The organism is Acinetobacter sp. V104_13 (assembly GCF_031798995.1).
In the GTDB taxonomy this organism is placed as follows: Bacteria; Pseudomonadota; Gammaproteobacteria; order Pseudomonadales; family Moraxellaceae; genus Acinetobacter; species Acinetobacter pittii.
In genome coordinates this window covers 37,275-54,738 of the sequence record NZ_JAVQNP010000010.1, presented here as the reverse complement: position 1 = coordinate 54,738, position 17,464 = coordinate 37,275, and the positions used below count along the sequence as shown (strand labels likewise).

At 41.0% G+C, this 17,464-nt stretch carries 16 protein-coding genes and 1 tRNA gene; 10 read left to right on the top strand and 7 right to left on the bottom strand.

The genetic code is table 11. The features are described 5' to 3' along the window. Window positions 1-38: 38 nt before the first annotated feature. From yegQ to abeS, 3 genes are all read left to right on the top strand, one after another. Window positions 39-1,409, top strand: coding sequence for a tRNA 5-hydroxyuridine modification protein YegQ (yegQ, locus tag RMB06_RS02010; RefSeq protein ID WP_262762521.1), 1,371 nt, complete (start codon window positions 39-41; stop codon window positions 1,407-1,409). Window positions 1,410-1,411: 2 nt separating this feature from the next. Next, window positions 1,412-1,675 (top strand): YfhL family 4Fe-4S dicluster ferredoxin, encoded by a 264-nt coding sequence (locus RMB06_RS02005; protein WP_057062033.1) that lies wholly within the window; start codon window positions 1,412-1,414, stop codon window positions 1,673-1,675. A gap of 236 nt (window positions 1,676-1,911) precedes the next feature. Continuing rightward, window positions 1,912-2,241, top strand: coding sequence for a multidrug efflux SMR transporter AbeS (gene abeS, locus RMB06_RS02000; protein ID WP_017402972.1), 330 nt, complete (start codon window positions 1,912-1,914; stop codon window positions 2,239-2,241). A 75-nt stretch (window positions 2,242-2,316) separates the two neighbouring features. Here the strand turns inward: abeS and RMB06_RS01995 are convergent, their stop codons facing one another. The 5 genes from RMB06_RS01995 to RMB06_RS01975 all read right to left on the bottom strand — a co-directional run bounded on the left by RMB06_RS01995 (window position 2,317) and on the right by RMB06_RS01975 (window position 6,583). Beyond that, entirely contained in the window at window positions 2,317-3,093 is a 777-nt protein-coding gene (locus RMB06_RS01995; RefSeq protein ID WP_064785280.1) for an ABC transporter ATP-binding protein, read from the bottom strand. A 9-nt stretch (window positions 3,094-3,102) separates the two neighbouring features. Continuing rightward, window positions 3,103-3,816, bottom strand: coding sequence for an ABC transporter permease (locus RMB06_RS01990; RefSeq protein WP_311078031.1), 714 nt, complete (start codon window positions 3,814-3,816; stop codon window positions 3,103-3,105). Beyond that, window positions 3,813-4,502 (bottom strand): ABC transporter permease, encoded by a 690-nt coding sequence (locus RMB06_RS01985; RefSeq protein ID WP_068613586.1) that lies wholly within the window; start codon window positions 4,500-4,502, stop codon window positions 3,813-3,815. The genes RMB06_RS01990 and RMB06_RS01985 overlap by 4 nt, the downstream gene beginning before the upstream one ends. Window positions 4,503-4,593: 91 nt before the next feature. Beyond that, entirely contained in the window at window positions 4,594-5,379 is a 786-nt protein-coding gene (locus RMB06_RS01980) for an ABC transporter substrate-binding protein (protein WP_005068246.1), read from the bottom strand. Between the two features lie 175 nt (window positions 5,380-5,554). Continuing rightward, complete coding sequence (locus tag RMB06_RS01975) at window positions 5,555-6,583, bottom strand: LysR family transcriptional regulator (RefSeq protein ID WP_032035680.1); 1,029 nt, start codon at window positions 6,581-6,583, stop codon at window positions 5,555-5,557. A 200-nt stretch (window positions 6,584-6,783) separates the two neighbouring features. On the opposite strand from RMB06_RS01975, the gene adeF reads away from it, so the two are divergent. The 3 genes from adeF to RMB06_RS01960 are packed head-to-tail and all read left to right on the top strand — an operon-like array spanning window position 6,784 to window position 12,678. Beyond that, window positions 6,784-8,004 (top strand): multidrug efflux RND transporter periplasmic adaptor subunit AdeF, encoded by a 1,221-nt coding sequence (adeF, locus tag RMB06_RS01970; RefSeq protein WP_202744568.1) that lies wholly within the window; start codon window positions 6,784-6,786, stop codon window positions 8,002-8,004. Window positions 8,005-8,010: 6 nt separating this feature from the next. Next, window positions 8,011-11,190, top strand: coding sequence for a multidrug efflux RND transporter permease subunit AdeG (adeG, locus tag RMB06_RS01965; protein WP_311078027.1), 3,180 nt, complete (start codon window positions 8,011-8,013; stop codon window positions 11,188-11,190). A gap of 12 nt (window positions 11,191-11,202) precedes the next feature. Continuing rightward, window positions 11,203-12,678, top strand: a complete 1,476-nt coding sequence (locus RMB06_RS01960) for an efflux transporter outer membrane subunit (protein ID WP_311078025.1) — start codon at window positions 11,203-11,205, stop codon at window positions 12,676-12,678. 61 nt (window positions 12,679-12,739) lie between these two features. Here the strand turns inward: RMB06_RS01960 and glyA are convergent, their stop codons facing one another. Continuing rightward, window positions 12,740-13,993 (bottom strand): serine hydroxymethyltransferase, encoded by a 1,254-nt coding sequence (glyA, locus tag RMB06_RS01955; RefSeq protein ID WP_002118126.1) that lies wholly within the window; start codon window positions 13,991-13,993, stop codon window positions 12,740-12,742. Window positions 13,994-14,053: 60 nt separating this feature from the next. On the opposite strand from glyA, the gene RMB06_RS01950 reads away from it, so the two are divergent. Beyond that, on the top strand, window positions 14,054-14,209 hold the full coding sequence (locus RMB06_RS01950) for a hypothetical protein (RefSeq protein ID WP_078225145.1): 156 nt from the start codon (window positions 14,054-14,056) through the stop codon (window positions 14,207-14,209). A 29-nt stretch (window positions 14,210-14,238) separates the two neighbouring features. Here RMB06_RS01950 and RMB06_RS01945 read toward each other — a convergent pair whose 3' ends face one another. Then, window positions 14,239-15,468, bottom strand: coding sequence for an alpha/beta fold hydrolase (locus RMB06_RS01945; protein WP_311078022.1), 1,230 nt, complete (start codon window positions 15,466-15,468; stop codon window positions 14,239-14,241). A gap of 249 nt (window positions 15,469-15,717) precedes the next feature. Between RMB06_RS01945 and RMB06_RS01940 the strand changes: the two genes are divergently transcribed. From RMB06_RS01940 to RMB06_RS01930, 3 genes are all read left to right on the top strand, one after another. After that, complete coding sequence (locus RMB06_RS01940) at window positions 15,718-16,404, top strand: putative quorum-sensing-regulated virulence factor (RefSeq protein WP_174723805.1); 687 nt, start codon at window positions 15,718-15,720, stop codon at window positions 16,402-16,404. Between the two features lie 144 nt (window positions 16,405-16,548). After that, window positions 16,549-17,178 carry a hypothetical protein gene (locus RMB06_RS01935; RefSeq protein WP_311078019.1) on the top strand — a complete coding sequence of 210 codons (630 nt, stop codon included), beginning with the start codon at window positions 16,549-16,551 and terminating at the stop codon, window positions 17,176-17,178. A 103-nt stretch (window positions 17,179-17,281) separates the two neighbouring features. Further along, window positions 17,282-17,358, top strand: a tRNA-Arg gene (locus RMB06_RS01930). The last annotated feature ends 106 nt before the right edge of the window (window positions 17,359-17,464 follow it).

The window sequence follows — 17,464 nt, the reverse complement described above, 5'->3', positions numbered from 1 at the left end:
ATAAAATAAAACCATATATTTTTTATGCCTTTTATTTTATGAAAACTGAGCTTCTCTCTCCCGCAGGTTCACTTAAAAACATGCGCTATGCTTTTGCCTATGGTGCAGATGCCGTATATGCAGGCCAACCACGTTACAGTTTACGTGTGCGTAATAATGCTTTTGATCATGACAACCTAAAAATCGGAATTGATGAAGCCCACGCTTTGGGCAAAAAGTTTTATGTTGTGGTGAACATTCAACCGCATAACAGCAAATTAAAAAACTTTATTCGTGATCTTGAACCAATTGTAGCGATGCAACCAGATGCTCTGATTATGTCTGATCCTGGCTTAATCATGATGGTGAGAGAGCATTTTCCTGATGTGCAAATTCATCTATCTGTTCAAGCCAACGCTATTAATTGGGCCACTGTTAAGTTTTGGAAAGATTACGGTTTAAGCCGAGTCATTTTATCTCGTGAGTTATCATTAGAAGAAATAGAAGAAATCCAGCAACACGTCCCAGATATTGAACTCGAAGTTTTTGTACATGGTGCACTATGCATGGCCTATTCAGGCCGCTGCTTACTTTCCGGATATATGAACAAGCGTGATGCCAACCAAGGTGCTTGTACCAATGCTTGCCGTTGGGACTATAAGTTGCATGAAGCCCAAGAAGATGCAAACGGCGATGTAATTCCAGTTACTCAACTCAACGCGTCAGAAAAGTCTTGCTGCTCATCAGCACAATTAGAAACAACCTCGGCTCAAACGCTGCTGGTACAACGCAATGATGAAGAAATGTTTGCTGCCGAAGAAGATGAACACGGCACCTATTTTATGAACTCTAAAGATTTACGTGCGGTACAACATGTAGATCGTTTAACCAAAATGGGGATTGCCTCACTGAAAATTGAAGGCCGTACTAAATCCTATTTTTACTGTGCCCGTACCGCCCAAATTTATCGAAAAGCTATTGATGATGCTTTAGCAGGCAAACCCTTTGACCCAAGCTTAATGAACCAACTCGAAGGTTTGGCAAACCGTGGTTATACCGAAGGCTTTTTGAGACGTCATGTGCATAGCGAATATCAAAACTATGCTGATGGTTCATCGCATTTCGACTACCAACAATTTTGTGGAGAGGTTTTAGAACGTCACGGCGATTATATTCGCATTGAAGTTAAAAACCGTTTTGTGGTGGGCGACTCACTTGAGCTGATGACGCCTCAAGGTAATATCACCTTTACTTTAACCGAAATGCGCGATTTAAAAGGTAACCCAATTACCGATGCTAAAGGTTCGGGGCATTTTGTTGAGATTCCACTTTCACAAGATGTTGATGTTAGTTATGCCCTACTCATACGCAATTTGCCGCATGCTAAGGAAAACATTACTGCCTCTACCTTAGCTTATTCAGCGAGTTAAATATGGCGCTTTTGATTACAAGTGACTGCATCAATTGTGATATGTGCTTACCAGAATGCCCGAACATCGCCATTTTTGAAGGCAACAAAGTTTATGAAATTGATCCACACCGTTGTACCGAATGTGTAGGCTTTTATGATGCACCCACATGTAAGGCGGTTTGCCCTATCGATTGCATAAAACCAGACCCTGCACATATTGAAAATAAAGAGCAACTGCTAGAGAAATTTAAGGATTTAAATATACTCGGCGAATCTATCTCTTAAAAAGTCTATCGAGGATCAGGCTAAGGTGGCTGATCCTCTTAAATGACTATACAGATCAATGATTAAATAAATGAATAAATAGCTTAAGCCACTTTGCTAATGATAAAATCAAATGATCAGTTCAGTTTGTTTTACTGGTATTTTTGTACCCCAAAAATTGCACAATCGTTAAAACTGGTCTAACCATTTCAACATTTCATATAGATTGATTAAAACTCTTTCTGGCGTAGCTCCCCATGTCTTATCTTTATTTAGCAATTGCGATTGCTTGTGAAGTCGTTGCAACTTCAGCCTTAAAAGCATCTCAAGGTTTTACTGTTCCCATTCCGTCCATCGTTACTGTTGTGGGCTATGCAATTGCTTTTTATTTATTATCCCTGACGCTAAAAACAATTCCGATCGGGATTGCATATGCCATTTGGTCGGGCGCGGGTATTATTTTAATTTCTGCAATTGGCTGGATCTTTTACAAACAGCATTTAGACTTGGCGGCCTGTATTGGTCTTACTTTAATGATTGCAGGTATTGTGATTATTAATGTGTTTTCTAAAAATACCCATTTATAAAAATATAATTAAAAAGCAACCGAGTAAGATGCAAATCCTTGTTTAAAAAATTTCACCTTACTCGGTATAAACAGCTTATTTCAAACTGCCCGTCAAAAATTGCTTTAAACGCTCACTTTTCGGGTTATTGAGTACTTCATCAGGATGGCCCTGTTCCTCAATTTTCCCTTGATGCAAGAAAATCACTTGATTAGATACATGACGCGCGAAGCCCATTTCATGTGTCACCACAATCATAGTACGTCCTTCTTCAGCCAAGCCCTGCATTACTTTTAGTACTTCACCCACCAGCTCTGGATCAAGCGCGCTGGTTGGTTCGTCAAACAACATAACTTCTGGTTCCATAGCCAAAGCACGAGCAATCGCTACACGTTGCTGCTGACCACCAGATAAAAATGCCGGATATTTACTTTCAACACTTTCAGGTAATCCAACTTTGCGTAGATATTTCCTTGCACGCTCTTCAGCTTCAGCACGTTTTATCCCAAGTACGTGAATGGGCCCTTCAATGACATTTTCTAGCACTGTCATGTGAGACCACAAATTAAAATGCTGAAACACCATCATGAGCTGCGTACGCATTTTTTGTAGTTGCTTTGGTTCAACTACTTTTAAATTGCCTTTTTTATCAAAGACTGTGCGTAGTTTTTCACCATTGAGCTTAATCGTGCCATTGCTCGGTTGTTCCAAAAAGTTAATGCAGCGGAGTAAAGTACTTTTACCTGAACCCGATGAACCAATAATACTAATCACATCACCGGCATTTGCATCAAGTGATATTCCTTTAAGCACTTCATGATCGCCGAATTTCTTATGTAAATCGCGAATCACTAGTTTTGCAACTTGTTCCATTTATGTCTCCTAATGATTCGATGGCTTTAAAAATGCCAACCAACGTTTTTCAAGCTTACGAAATAACCCAATCAAAATAAAAGCCAACACTGCATATAACACCGCGGCAATTCCAAAAGCATTGAAGGTGTCATAGGTTGCCGCATTCACATCACGCGCAATTTTTAAAATGTCAGGAACAGTTGCTGTAAATGCAATGGTTGTCGCATGCAACATTAAAATGACTTCATTGCCGTAAAATGGTAAAGCACGGCGTAACATCGACGGAATGATAATGCGAGTGTATCGTTTCCATTTTGACATACCGAAAGCTTGTGCAGCTTCAATCTCGCCATGGGGAATAGAACGAATCGCCCCAGCGAAGATTTCAGTAGTATATGCACCAGTATTGAGCGAGAATGCCAAAATGGTGCAATTTATGCCCTCTCGAAAAAAAGCATCAAGAGTCTGATGTTCATGGATATAATCAAAGCTGTAAATACCTGAGTAAATAATCAGCAATTGAATATAAAGTGGTGTGCCACGGAAAACATAGGTATATAACCAAACTGGGCCACGCAACCAAAGATTTTCTGATACTCGTGCAAGTGATAAAGGCACAGCAAGCACAAAACCAATGCCAATAGAAAGCACCAACAACCAAGTCGTCATCGCGACACCGGTCATCTGTAGGCCATCCGTCCAAAGGTATGCCTGCCAATATTGTTGAAGGATTTCAATCATAATTGTCCCTTTTTCACACCGACGGAATAACGACGTTCAAGCCACATTAAAATCAGGTTCGACACGGTGGTAATCGCTAAATAAATGGCAGCAGCCACGATGCTGAAAAAGAACAACTGCATGGTACTTCTACCCGCATCTTGCGTAATTTTTACAATGTCAGTCAGGCCAATAATAGAAACTAGTGCGGTCGCCTTAATCAAAACTTGCCAGTTATTACCAATACCAGGCAGCGCAAAACGCATCATTTGAGGGAATAATACACGGTGAAAAACCTGCCACGGAGTCATTCCATAGGCCATTGCTGCTTCAATTTGGCCTTTTGGAACCGATTGAAATGCACCACGAAAGGTCTCGGTAAAATATGCACCATAAATGAACGCTAAAGTAATCACACCCGCCACAAATGGGTTGATATCAATTTGGTCCATTTGCAGTGCTTCAGTAATTTGGTTGAGACCCAACTGCAAGCTATAAAATAACAGCAGCATAATCACCAAGTCAGGCACACTTCGAATGAGCGTAGTATAAGCTGTTGCTATATAACGTAAAATTTTAATACTAGAGAGTTTTGAGCTCGCACCAATTAAGCCAATAATCACAGAAAGTAAAAGTGACAACAACGCAAGCTGTATGGTCATCCATGTCCCGCTGAGCAGGAGTGGCCCAAAGCCAGAAAAAAACATGACTCATCTTCTCCTTAAAAACAATATCTAATATTGATGAGATGAGAATAGATTTAAAAATGTCGGCACTAAGCCGACATTTTTCACATCATTAGTAAATGCTAAAGGAGAAATATTTTTTCTCGAGTTTTTTGTATGTACCATCTGCAATGATTGCAGCGAGTGCTTTATTAATATTGGCTTTTAAATCCGCATCTTCTTTGCGTAAACCAATAGCTGCACCTACACCTAGTGTTTTTGCATCAACCACATTGCCACCAGCAAAACTGAAGTTTTTGCCTTTTGCTTGTTTTAAGAAAGCACCGTCAACCATAATTGCATCTTGTAAAGTCGCATCTAAACGACCTGACATCATGTCTTGATAAATCAAATCTTGGACTGGATAAGGTACAACCGTTACACCTTTTGGCGCCCAATAGGTTTTAGCATAAGTTTCTTGAATTGTGCCCTGTTGTACACCGACACGTTTACCTTTCAAAGAGGCAGCGGTAGGCAATAACGGTGAGCCTTTTTTTGCAACCATACGGGTTGGTGTATTGTAGATTTTGCTACTAAATGCAATTTGTTTTGCACGCTCATCAGTAACGGTCATTGATGAAAGAATGCCATCAAATTTTTTCGCTTTAAGGGCTGGAATCATCCCATCAAAAGAGTTTTCAACCCAAACACATTTGGCTTTGAGTTTTGCACAAATTGCATTACCTAAATCCACATCAAAACCAGTTAACTTGCCATCTGGTGTTTTATATTCAAACGGCGCATAAGACGACTCAGTACCAAAACGAATCACCTTCCAATCCTTTGCTTGAACATTCGTTGCAACAGCAGCCAAAACCAAGGTTGTTGAAACGAACATTTTTTTCATAAAGCTTGCCATCTTGAAGCTTCTCCTTAAAATCCTAATAAGGTGATAAAAACTTGAGCAATTTCTAAATTACTCTTCTGCCGAAAGAATTGCAATTTCTATACCAGTAAATTAAGGATTTATGAAGGTGTCTGAACAATGGATTGTATTAACTGTTTAAATGTTGAAAAATCACTCAAATTTTAAGTTAGTTTTTGAGTGTATAAGCTTCCGCCATATTTTCATTTTCGACCAATGTCCGAATGGTATATTCATGGTTATGTTCTTTGGCACTGGCAAATTCACATTTTTGATCCAATGACATTGAACAACCACTCAACAATGGACAACCTGCAAATAATTCAGCCACCCAATCTACGAAGACTCGAACTTTAGGCGATAAATGACGATTTTGTAGATAAACGACTGATATTGGCATAGGTGCAGGTAACCATTCAGTCAATACTTCCCTAAGCGCTCCAGATTCTAAATGTTTTGCCACCATGTAATATGGGCATTGAATTAAGCCAAAACCTTGCACTGCCAAATCAATATATGAATCACCATCGTTGACAGAAACACGCCCTTTCACACCAACGCTATGAATCTCACCATCGACCATAAAATCCCAGTCGATATTGCGTCCTGTACGGCTGTTAAAGTAATGCACGACCTGATGTTTTTGTAAGTCTTCAATGGTTTTGGGTTCCCCATGCTCCATCAAATAACGTGGTGCAGCAACCGTCACACATTGAATTGTTCCGATACGGCGGGCAACTAAACTCGAATCTTTCAGTTGACCAATACGAATGACACAGTCCACCGCATCTTGAACCAAATCGACCGGACGATCACTCATTCCAATCACCAAATCAATATCAGGATACTTGGAATGAAAATCACAAAGCATCGGAATCAGAATCAGCCGCCCAATTGAAGCTTTAACATCAATACGCAGTCGCCCTCGTGGCCCACGTTCCGAATCATGAAAAGTTGATTCTACATCTTCCACATCAGCTAAAATTCGTGAAGTACGCTCATAATAAACCGCGCCATCCGGTGTCAAACTAAGTTTACGGGTTGTTCGATTAAGCAATCGAACTTGTAAATGTTTCTCTAAAGCCTGAATGGTTGTCGTCACTGAAGCACGCGGTAGGCCTAAACTGTCAGCCGCTAAACTGAAACTATTTGTTTCGACAACTTTGTTAAATACTTTCATGGCATGAAATAGATCCACACGCACACTCCTATCAATCAATGCATTTTTTAATCAAATGCACCAATTGTTATAAAAATACGAATAGTGTTATCGAATTTAATATATTTATTCGTGATTGACAAACTTTTATGCTCCGTCCATCCCATAAACCCTGTTTCTCCCATACGGACCAAAACTAAAAGTCTGAAAACAGGTATCCAAATAACTAGGAGCACCTCATGTCATTTTCCCGCAAACAGTTCGCACTGTCTGCCATCTTTGTTGCCCTTTTAGCAACAGGAGGCAGTTTTATGTTTTTACATGAAAATGCCGATGCAAAAGCTGCACCGACCTCTGCCCAACAAGCTGCAACTGTTGATATTTCTAATGTCATCAGCAAAACCATTACTGACTGGCAAGAATACTCCGGTCGTTTAGAAGCCATTGATCAAGTCGATATTCGACCCCAAGTTTCCGGCAAACTCATTGCCGTTCACTTCAAAGATGGCAGTCTCGTAAAAAAAGGCGACTTACTTTTTACCATTGATCCACGGCCTTTCGAGGCAGAACTGAATCGTGCCCAAGCTCAACTCGCTTCAGCTGAAGCACAAGTCACTTATACGGGTTCTAATCTTTCTCGTATTCAACGTTTAATTCAAAGTAATGCTGTCTCACGTCAAGAGCTAGATTTAGCTCAAAATGATGCACGCTCAGCCAGTGCCAACCTACAAGCCGCTAGAGCAGCAGTTCAATCTGCCCGCTTAAATCTAGAGTACACCCGTATTACTGCACCTGTCAGCGGTCGAATTTCCCGTGCCGAGGTGACCGTCGGCAATGTAGTTTCTGCGGGTAATGGAGCACAAGTCTTAACGAGTTTAGTATCTGTCTCTCGTCTCTATGCATCTTTCGATGTTGATGAACAAACTTATCTGAAATACATCAGTAATCAGCGTAATTCTGCACAAGTTCCTGTTTATATGGGACTTGCCAACGAAACTGGTTTCTCTCGCGAAGGGACCATCAACTCAATTGACAATAACCTAGATGCAACCTCAGGCACGATTCGTGTTCGTGCGACTTTTGATAATCCAAACGGAGTTTTATTACCGGGCCTATATGCACGAATCCGTTTAGGCGGTGGTCAACCTCGTTCAGCAATTCTGATTAGCCCAACCGCAGTTGGGGTCGATCAAGATAAACGCTTTGTCGTAGTAGTTGATGCTAAAAATCAGACAGCCTACCGTGAAGTAAAACTCGGTGCACAACAAGATGGTTTGCAAATCGTGAATAGCGGATTACAAGCGGGTGATCGTATTGTAGTGAACGGTTTACAACGGATTCGTCCGGGTGACCCTGTGACCCCGCACCTCGTTCCAATGCCAAATTCACAAATCACTGCTAGCAGTACTACCTCTCAACCTCAGCCAACAGATAAAACATCAACTCCGGCAAAAGGTTAATCACATATGAATATTTCTAAATTTTTTATTGATCGGCCGATCTTTGCTGGTGTGTTATCAGTACTGATTTTACTCGCCGGTCTGCTTTCGGTATTCCAGTTACCGATTTCTGAATATCCAGAAGTTGTTCCGCCATCTGTGGTGGTACGTGCTCAATATCCGGGTGCAAACCCGAAAGTAATTGCTGAAACTGTTGCTTCTCCGCTTGAAGAGTCGATCAACGGCGTCGAAGACATGCTGTACATGCAATCTCAGGCTAACAGCGACGGCAACTTAACCATTACGGTGAACTTTAAACTTGGTATTGATCCAGACAAAGCGCAACAACTGGTTCAAAACCGTGTGTCTCAGGCCATGCCTCGTTTACCGGAAGACGTACAGCGTTTAGGTGTCACTACTTTAAAAAGCTCACCAACTTTAACCATGGTAGTGCATCTGACCTCACCAGATAGTCGCTATGACATGACCTACTTACGTAACTATGCGGTACTCAACGTGAAAGACCGTTTAGCGCGTTTACAAGGAGTTGGTGAAGTCGGATTATTTGGTTCTGGTGACTACGCGATGCGCGTATGGCTCGACCCGCAAAAAGTAGCACAGCGTAACCTCACCGCGACCGAAATTGTGAATGCAATCCGTGAACAAAATATTCAGGTTGCAGCGGGTACAATCGGTGCATCACCAAGTAATTCACCTTTACAGCTTTCAGTCAATGCTCAAGGCCGCTTAACGACTGAACAAGAATTCGCAGATATCATTTTAAAAACTGCACCAGATGGTGCGGTCACCCGATTGGGTGATGTTGCTCGTGTTGAACTTGCAGCTTCACAATATGGCTTGCGTTCATTACTCGATAATAAACAAGCAGTCGCAATTCCAATTTTCCAAGCACCAGGTGCTAATGCTTTACAAGTTTCCGATCAAGTGCGCAGCACGATGAAGGAGCTTTCAAAAGATTTCCCATCTTCAATTAAATACGACATTGTGTACGACCCGACTCAATTCGTACGTGCCAGTATTAAAGCGGTCGTTCATACCTTACTTGAAGCAATTGCACTGGTTGTTGTGGTTGTTATTTTATTCTTACAAACATGGCGTGCCTCAATCATTCCATTGCTTGCTGTACCGGTTTCAATTATTGGTACATTTGCGCTCATGCTCGCTTTTGGTTACTCAATCAATGCGCTATCACTGTTCGGGATGGTACTTGCCATCGGCATTGTGGTCGATGATGCCATTGTGGTCGTTGAAAATGTCGAGAGGAATATTGAAGCAGGCTTAAGCCCAAGAGACGCAACTTATCGCGCCATGAGAGAAGTGAGCGGACCGATTATTGCGATTGCTTTAACGCTTGTTGCCGTGTTCGTACCACTTGCATTTATGACAGGCTTAACAGGGCAGTTTTATAAACAATTTGCCATGACCATCGCCATTTCAACAGTTATTTCGGCATTTAACTCCCTTACCCTATCTCCTGCTTTGGCTGCCATGTTACTTAAAGGACATGATGCTAAACCTGATGCATTAACACGTATTATGAATCGTGTATTCGGACGTTTCTTTGCATTGTTTAACCGCGTATTTACACGTGCGTCAGATAACTATGGTAAAGGCGTAAGTCGTGTCATCTCCCATAAAGCATCAGCAATGGGTGTCTATGCAGCACTTTTAGGCTTAACCGTTGGGATTTCTTATATTGTTCCGGGTGGCTTCGTTCCTGCTCAAGACAAACAATATTTGATTAGCTTTGCTCAATTACCAAACGGCGCGTCTTTAGATCGTACTGAAGCGGTCATCCGTAAAATGAGTGACACCGCACTTAAACAGCCTGGTGTAGAAAGTGCTGTTGCCTTCCCTGGCCTCTCAATTAACGGTTTTACCAACAGCTCAAGCGCCGGTATTGTCTTTGTGACCTTAAAGCCATTCGATGAACGTAAGGCTAAAGACTTATCTGCAAATGCAATTGCTGGTGCTCTTAATCAGAAATATTCAGCCATTCAAGATGCCTATATTGCGGTTTTCCCACCACCACCCGTGATGGGTTTAGGCACCATGGGCGGCTTTAAACTCCAACTCGAAGACCGAGGTGCCTTAGGCTATTCAGCCTTGAACGATGCTGCACAAAACTTTATGAAAGCAGCACAATCAGCCCCTGAACTGGGTCCTATGTTCTCAAGTTATCAAATTAACGTACCTCAACTAAATGTAGATCTGGACCGTGTAAAAGCCAAACAACAAGGTGTTGCTGTAACAGATGTTTTCAACACTATGCAGATTTATTTAGGCTCTCAGTACGTTAACGACTTTAACCGCTTTGGTCGTGTTTATCAGGTTCGAGCACAGGCAGATGCTCCTTTCCGTGCTAATCCTGAAGATATTTTACAGCTTAAAACACGAAACAGTGCCGGACAAATGGTACCGTTATCTTCATTGGTAAATGTAACTCAAACCTATGGTCCTGAAATGGTCGTTCGTTATAACGGCTATACCTCAGCAGATATTAACGGCGGACCTGCACCGGGTTATTCATCTAGCCAAGCAGAAGCTGCGGTTGAACGTATTGCTGCTCAAACTCTACCACGTGGTATCAAGTTTGAATGGACAGATTTAACTTACCAAAAAATCTTGGCTGGTAATGCAGGACTTTGGGTATTCCCAATTAGCGTATTACTGGTGTTCTTGGTTTTAGCCGCTCAATATGAAAGTCTAACTTTGCCTTTGGCTGTAATCTTAATTGTACCAATGGGAATTTTGGCAGCTCTGACAGGTGTTTGGCTAACAGGCGGAGATAACAACATCTTTACCCAAATTGGTCTGATGGTACTAGTCGGGCTGGCTTGTAAAAATGCCATCTTAATTGTTGAATTTGCACGAGAACTTGAAATGCAAGGTGCAACTGCATTTAAAGCGGCCGTTGAAGCAAGTCGTCTACGTTTACGCCCAATTTTAATGACTTCTATTGCATTCATTATGGGTGTCGTACCACTGGTTACCTCAACTGGTGCAGGCTCTGAAATGCGTCATGCCATGGGTATAGCGGTGTTCTTCGGCATGATTGGTGTAACGTTGTTTGGTTTGTTCCTGACCCCTGCCTTTTATGTCCTGATTCGTACACTGAACAGCAAACATAAATTACATTCGGCAGCAGTTCATGAAGCACTTTTATCTACCCCACATGATCATTAAGGAGGACATTTGATGGCTACAGCAAAACAAAGCTTATTATTGTCCTCACTCATGGGAAGCCTGCTGCTTGCAGGCTGCTCTTTGGCTCCTGAATATCAACCTGCAAAGGTCATAGTTCCCGTCAAATTTAAAGAGTCGGACGCTAAACTTGAGGATAATAACTGGAAAATTGCCCAACCCGCTGATCAGCAGCTTCGAGGTGAATGGTGGCGTGTTTTTAATGATGCTCAATTGAATGAGCTTGAACAACAGGCCATTTCTGGCAATCAAAGTCTAAAAGCCGCAGCGGCCAATATTCAGGCTTCACGTGCGTTACGTTCAGCAGCACAAGCTGAACGCTTGCCAAGTATTGGTGCTGGCTTTGGCCCAACTCGGCAAAAACCTTCTCCCGCTTCATTGGGTCTAGATGACAATGCTCATACGTCTGCACAGACCTTATGGCGTGCTCAAGCCAATGTTTCATATGAGCTCGATTTATTTGGCCGTATTGCCAGTAGTGTCAATGCAGCAACAGCTGATGTACAGCAACAGGAAGCTCTATATCAATCGGCGCTTCTAGCTTTACAAGCAGATGTTGCCCAAGGCTACTTTCTCATTCGTCAGCTTGATGCTGAACAAGCAATTTATAATCGCACCATTAAGTTACTTGGCGAGACGCGCGACTTGGTTCAAACACGTTTTAGAAATGGTTTAGTCAGTGAATTAGATGTTTCTCGCGCACAGACCGAACTTGCTACAGCACAAACGAGCGCATTAAATATTGCTCGCAACAGAGCCAATGCAGAGCATGCACTTGCAGTATTGTTAGGCAAAACACCAGCTGAGTTTAGCTTGGCAGTTCAACCTTTAACTGCAAACAGCATTCGTCTTCCAGCAGGTTTACCTTCGGCTTTACTTGAAAGACGACCTGACATTGCGGCTGCCGAGCGTGCTATGGCAGCAGATAATGCGCGTATTGGAATTGCGCGTGCTGCTTTCTTCCCAAAACTGGACCTAACTGGTGCCCTCGGTTATGAATCATCAAGTTTAGGTGAGTTGGGTAAATGGTCGAGCCGTACATTCTTGCTTGGTCCTGTGGCAGGTACTATTTTGTCTTTGCCATTATTTGACGGCGGGCAACGTAAGGCTGGAATTGCTCAAGCACGAGCTGCCTATGAAGAAAGCGTTGCAAACTATCGCCAAACTGTATTGAATGCATTTCGCGAAGTTGAAAATGGTTTATCAGATCAAAGAATACTTGATCAGCAAATTCAAGCTCAAAATCAAGCACTCTCCTCTTCTCGTCATGCAAATCAACTGTCTCATTTACGTTATCGAGAAGGTGCTATCAGTTATCTTGATGTGATTGACTCAGATCGGACTATTTTGCAACAAGAACAACTTTCTGCACAGCTTAACGGCACTAGAATGATGGCTAGTGTAAATTTAATCCGTGCATTAGGTGGTGGCTGGCATAATGCCGAGTCATCGGTAAAATCTAAAAGTTAATTCTTATCTAATTAACTTGATAAAAAAAAGCGCCATACGGCGCTTTTTTTATATTTACAACTTATTGTGCGTATACAGGGAATTTTGCACAAACAGTTTCAACTTTCGCTTTTACGTCAGCAATAACTTTTTCGTCACCTTTGCTGTCAATCACGTCAGCGATCCAACCAGCAAGTTCACGAACTTCAGCTTCACCGAAACCACGAGTTGTTACCGCTGGAGTACCGATACGGATACCAGAAGTCACGAATGGAGAACGTGGGTCATTTGGAACTGAGTTTTTGTTCACAGTAATGTGAGCAGCACCTAACCAAGCATCTGCATCTTTACCAGTTACATCTTGCTTGATTAAAGATAACAAGAACAAGTGGTTGTCTGTACCGCCAGAAACAACATCATAACCACGAGCGATGAATACTTCAGCCATAGCTTGAGCATTTTTCACAACTTGTTGTTGGTAAGCTTTGAAGTCATCAGACATAGCTTCTTTGAAGCAGATTGCTTTAGCAGCAATCGCATGCATTAATGGACCACCTTGGTTACCAGGGAATACAGCTGATTGAAGTTTTTTCTCGATTTCTTCATTCGCTTTCGCAAGGATTAAACCAGAACGTGGACCACGAAGTGTTTTGTGAGTCGTCGTCGTTGTTACGTCAGCAATTTGAACTGGGTTTGGATATACACCAGCAGCAACAAGACCTGCAACGTGAGCCATATCAACAAAAAGGTAAGCGCCAACTTTGTCCGCGATGTCGCGGAAACGTTGCCAATCTACAACACGGCTATAAGCAGAGAAACCAGCAACGATCATACGTGGCTTGTGCTCTAACGCTAAACGTTCAACTTCTTCGTAATCGATCTCGCCAGTTTCAGCGTTTAGACCGTATTGAACTGCATTATAAGTTTTACCAGAGAAGCTTACTTTTGCACCGTGAGTCAAGTGACCACCGTGAGCCAAGCTCATACCTAAAACTGTATCGCCCGGGTTCAAAAGCGCTAAATAAACAGCAGAGTTAGCTTGTGAACCAGCGTGTGGTTGAACGTTTGCGTAATCTGCACCAAAAAGTTCTTTAGCACGATCAATCGCCATTTGCTCGATGATATCCACATACTCGCAACCGCCATAATAGCGTTTGCCTGGATAACCTTCTGCATATTTGTTCGTAAGTTTTGATCCTTGCGCTTCCATCACAGCAGGAGAGCAATAGTTTTCAGATGCAATTAACTCGATATGTGCTTCTTGACGCTCACCTTCAGAAGCAATTGCTTGAGCTAATTCTGGATCAAATTCAGAAATGGAAATATTGGCAAACATTAGCGGGGGTCCTATAAATTAGGGCTTTTAAGCCGTGCTAAGATTGCGGCATATTGTAGCATGAACTTTATAATTAAACAGAATGAAGTTAGCTCAGTTTTAAATAAAAATGGCTCAAGTTTTATAAAAAATGAGCCATTGTTTATAAATCAATTAAAAAGCTCGTTTAAAGCTTATATTTTAAATTTCTCTATCATTAATTTTAGCTCTCGCTAATATTAAAAAAGTATTAAATATCAATGACTCTATTGAGCTGACAGTAAGGTCTGAACATTTCCAACAATATTATCTACATTACTGCTCATCACCGTGCCATGATCCCAGTTACCCGTCACATAGCTATTAATTTTAGTGCCTACGACAGTGGCATTAGATATCAAAATATCAGTAGCTACTTTTGGAACAGTTGTATCAGCTACCCCCTGATAAATAATAATCGGTGTCGTGACTTTTACTTGTAAGGGCTGCGAATCTTTATCTAAAAATGTTTTAACTAGCTGAACAGCCATAAAGTTAGGTTGTGTGCGTGTATACCCGTCCAGTGTTCCATTATGATCTGTAGCATACTTAGTCATACCTGCCCCAAAGGCTTGGCCCAACGGTCCAGAACAAATCGTTTCTGCTTGTGCGGCAATACTTGACACTTGCGAAGTAAAGACTTGTGAATAATTAAAGGCAGGTTGAGTGTTACGAATTCCCGCAGTAACTAAAGCCGTATAAGTATCAAGTTGAGCATACATTGATATCTTTTTATCTAGAGTAGCATTAGCAACAGATTGCTCTCCAGCCACTAGAATAAAGCCTAAATTAGAAGCAGGTGCTACCGCTACTGTACCTTTATAGTCTAGTTGTGCACGGCTCGCATATTGTGCAGCACCTAATGCAGCATGCCCACCCTGAGAATGTCCTACTGTTAACCATTTTTTTGAGGTTAATAAATTACGTTGTGATAAATAGTTACGTGCTGCAACCACGGCATCTGTAATTGAGAAAGCCTCACTTTTAACATTTAAAAATGGATGTATGCCTGGTGTACCTAAACCTTCATAGTCAGGTGCGACCACAACATAACCTGCGGTTAGTAATTTACTAATTAAATCTTTTGTACTTTCTGCTAAAGCTGCTTTACTTGGTGCGCAAGCATCTGCCACACCCGTAGTGCCATGGGCCCAAACCACAATTGGCCAACCGTCTACTGGCGGTGGATTATTTGGTGTAAATACCAAACTGGTTGCCTGTACCTCTTGGCCACTTTGACCTAACATTTTATAAGTCAAAATACTACTTTCTGCAGCAACTGTTCCTAAATTGGTGCTTGTGTAAGCCTCGACCTTAACCACTGGATTTTGAATATTATTGGTTGGTGTCTCTGATGGATTAGTAGGAGCTGGGCCATCATCACTACTCCCTCCTCCACAAGCGACTAAAAATAAACTCGTGCTAAGAACGCTCGTCATTAATAGGTTCATTTTCATTGGTATAGCTTCCCTTAAATTCCATTTTTGTTTTGCTTTAGTTTTTTAATCAACATTTCCTAATGTCTTAAAAATATTTACGCCTAATCTTTATTTTCCGCAAGTTCTATTGGATGAAATTAATCTCTGAAAACTCTATTTTTAATATAAATTAACGTTCTCGCTACTCTCAGGCCTCACTTCATGTTTTAAAGTGGGTAGCCAACTGTTAACATTCTTGATTACTCGTGATTGATTAAAGGGCCTTTTATGCAAACCATTATTTTAGATACAGAAACACATACACTAAATGGTTTGCCTATTGAAATTGCGTATGCCCCGATTGAAATTAATGAAGGCAAGCTCACCTTAGATAAAAGCAAATTATTTGATCAACTTTATCAGGTTGGTACACCTATCTCTTACGCGGCTATGGCAGTACACCATATATTAGAGTCAGATTTAGAAAACCAGCCCCACTATAAAACTTTTAAATTGCCAGAGACTACAACTTATATTATTGGTCACAATATTGATTACGATATTGCCGCGATTGCTCGTTGTGGCGTGGATGTATCGAATATCAAACCGATTTGTACTCTAGCTTTAGCGCGTAAAACTTGGCCTGAAGCAGAAGCGCATAATATTTCTGCACTCATCTATATGATTTCTCAAGGCAGCGGTAAAGCGCGAGAATTGCTCAAAGGCGCGCACCGAGCCGATGCGGATATTATTTTGACTGCTAATATTTTGATGCATATTGTCTATCATTTAAATATTCAAGACATTGAAGAGCTTTACCGAGTTTCTGAAGAAGCACGTATCCCTACGACTATTAATTTTGGTAAGCATAAAGGCACAGCAATTGCTGAACTTCCTAAAGACTATATTCAATGGTTATTACGTCAAGATGAACTTGACGTCTATTTACGTAAAGCGTTAGAAGGCGCATTTTAAAGACTTAAATAGATGATATTCATCAATTCTTCATCATATTGTCATTTTTGAGTTTTATCGTTAACCCCATTTATATTTTATTAAAAACAGTACTGTTCAACCAAGAAAATTGGACAGTCTGATTTATTTTTTATTTGGGGAAGAATGATGGCTGGTTTTTATCGAACCAATTTAGGAAGAGTCGCGCTTCAACAACGCAACATTACTTTAAATGCAAAACAAAGACGTTTACTACTATTAATAGATCACGAAGATTTTCAAAATTTAAATAGCGAATTTAAAAAACGTATTGCATCTCCAGAGCTTATTCAACAGCTTATCGACTTAAAACTCATTGCTCCTTCTGGCGAAAATTATTCAGAATTAAATGAACAAATATCTTTCTCACAATCATCCGTAACTACAATAGAAGCTCATCAAAAAAATAATATAGATGATAATAAAAGTGATGATACAGTTAGTGAAATTCAGGTTACTCAATCATCATCTTTTCAACTTTCACCTACTGAAATTACCCAGCCATCAATTCCAGTTCAACAGCTCTCTTTTGAAGAGATACAACAGTTGATGAAGCAAAGCTTGAGTCAATATTGTGGGCTTATGGCAAAACCACTTATTCAGAAAATAGAGCAAATAAAAACGCTTCAAGAGCTTAAAATGTGCCAAATGCAATGGATTACCAGCTTACAGGAGTCGCGTATTCCCCCTAATGAACTAGCACATACGCTTCATTCTATTAATTATTCAATTCAACTTATTCAACAACGCATCTAAAAAAAACAACAAGCTGCTGTTTAATTAAGCATTAAACTCACTTGTTACCTATTTCGTGCTTTACCTATGGGTGTTTTTTTCCTATGATGTGGCCCACACATGTGCGCTCGTAGCTCAGTTGGATAGAGTACAGGTTTCCGAAGCCTGGGGTCGTGGGTTCGATCCCCGCCGGGCGCACCAGTTTATATATAATAACTTCATAAATTTATCTCAATTTTATAAAATTCCGACTATTTTACTTGGTTTATTAATCATTATCGCTCAAAATATACCCCTCTTTCATAAT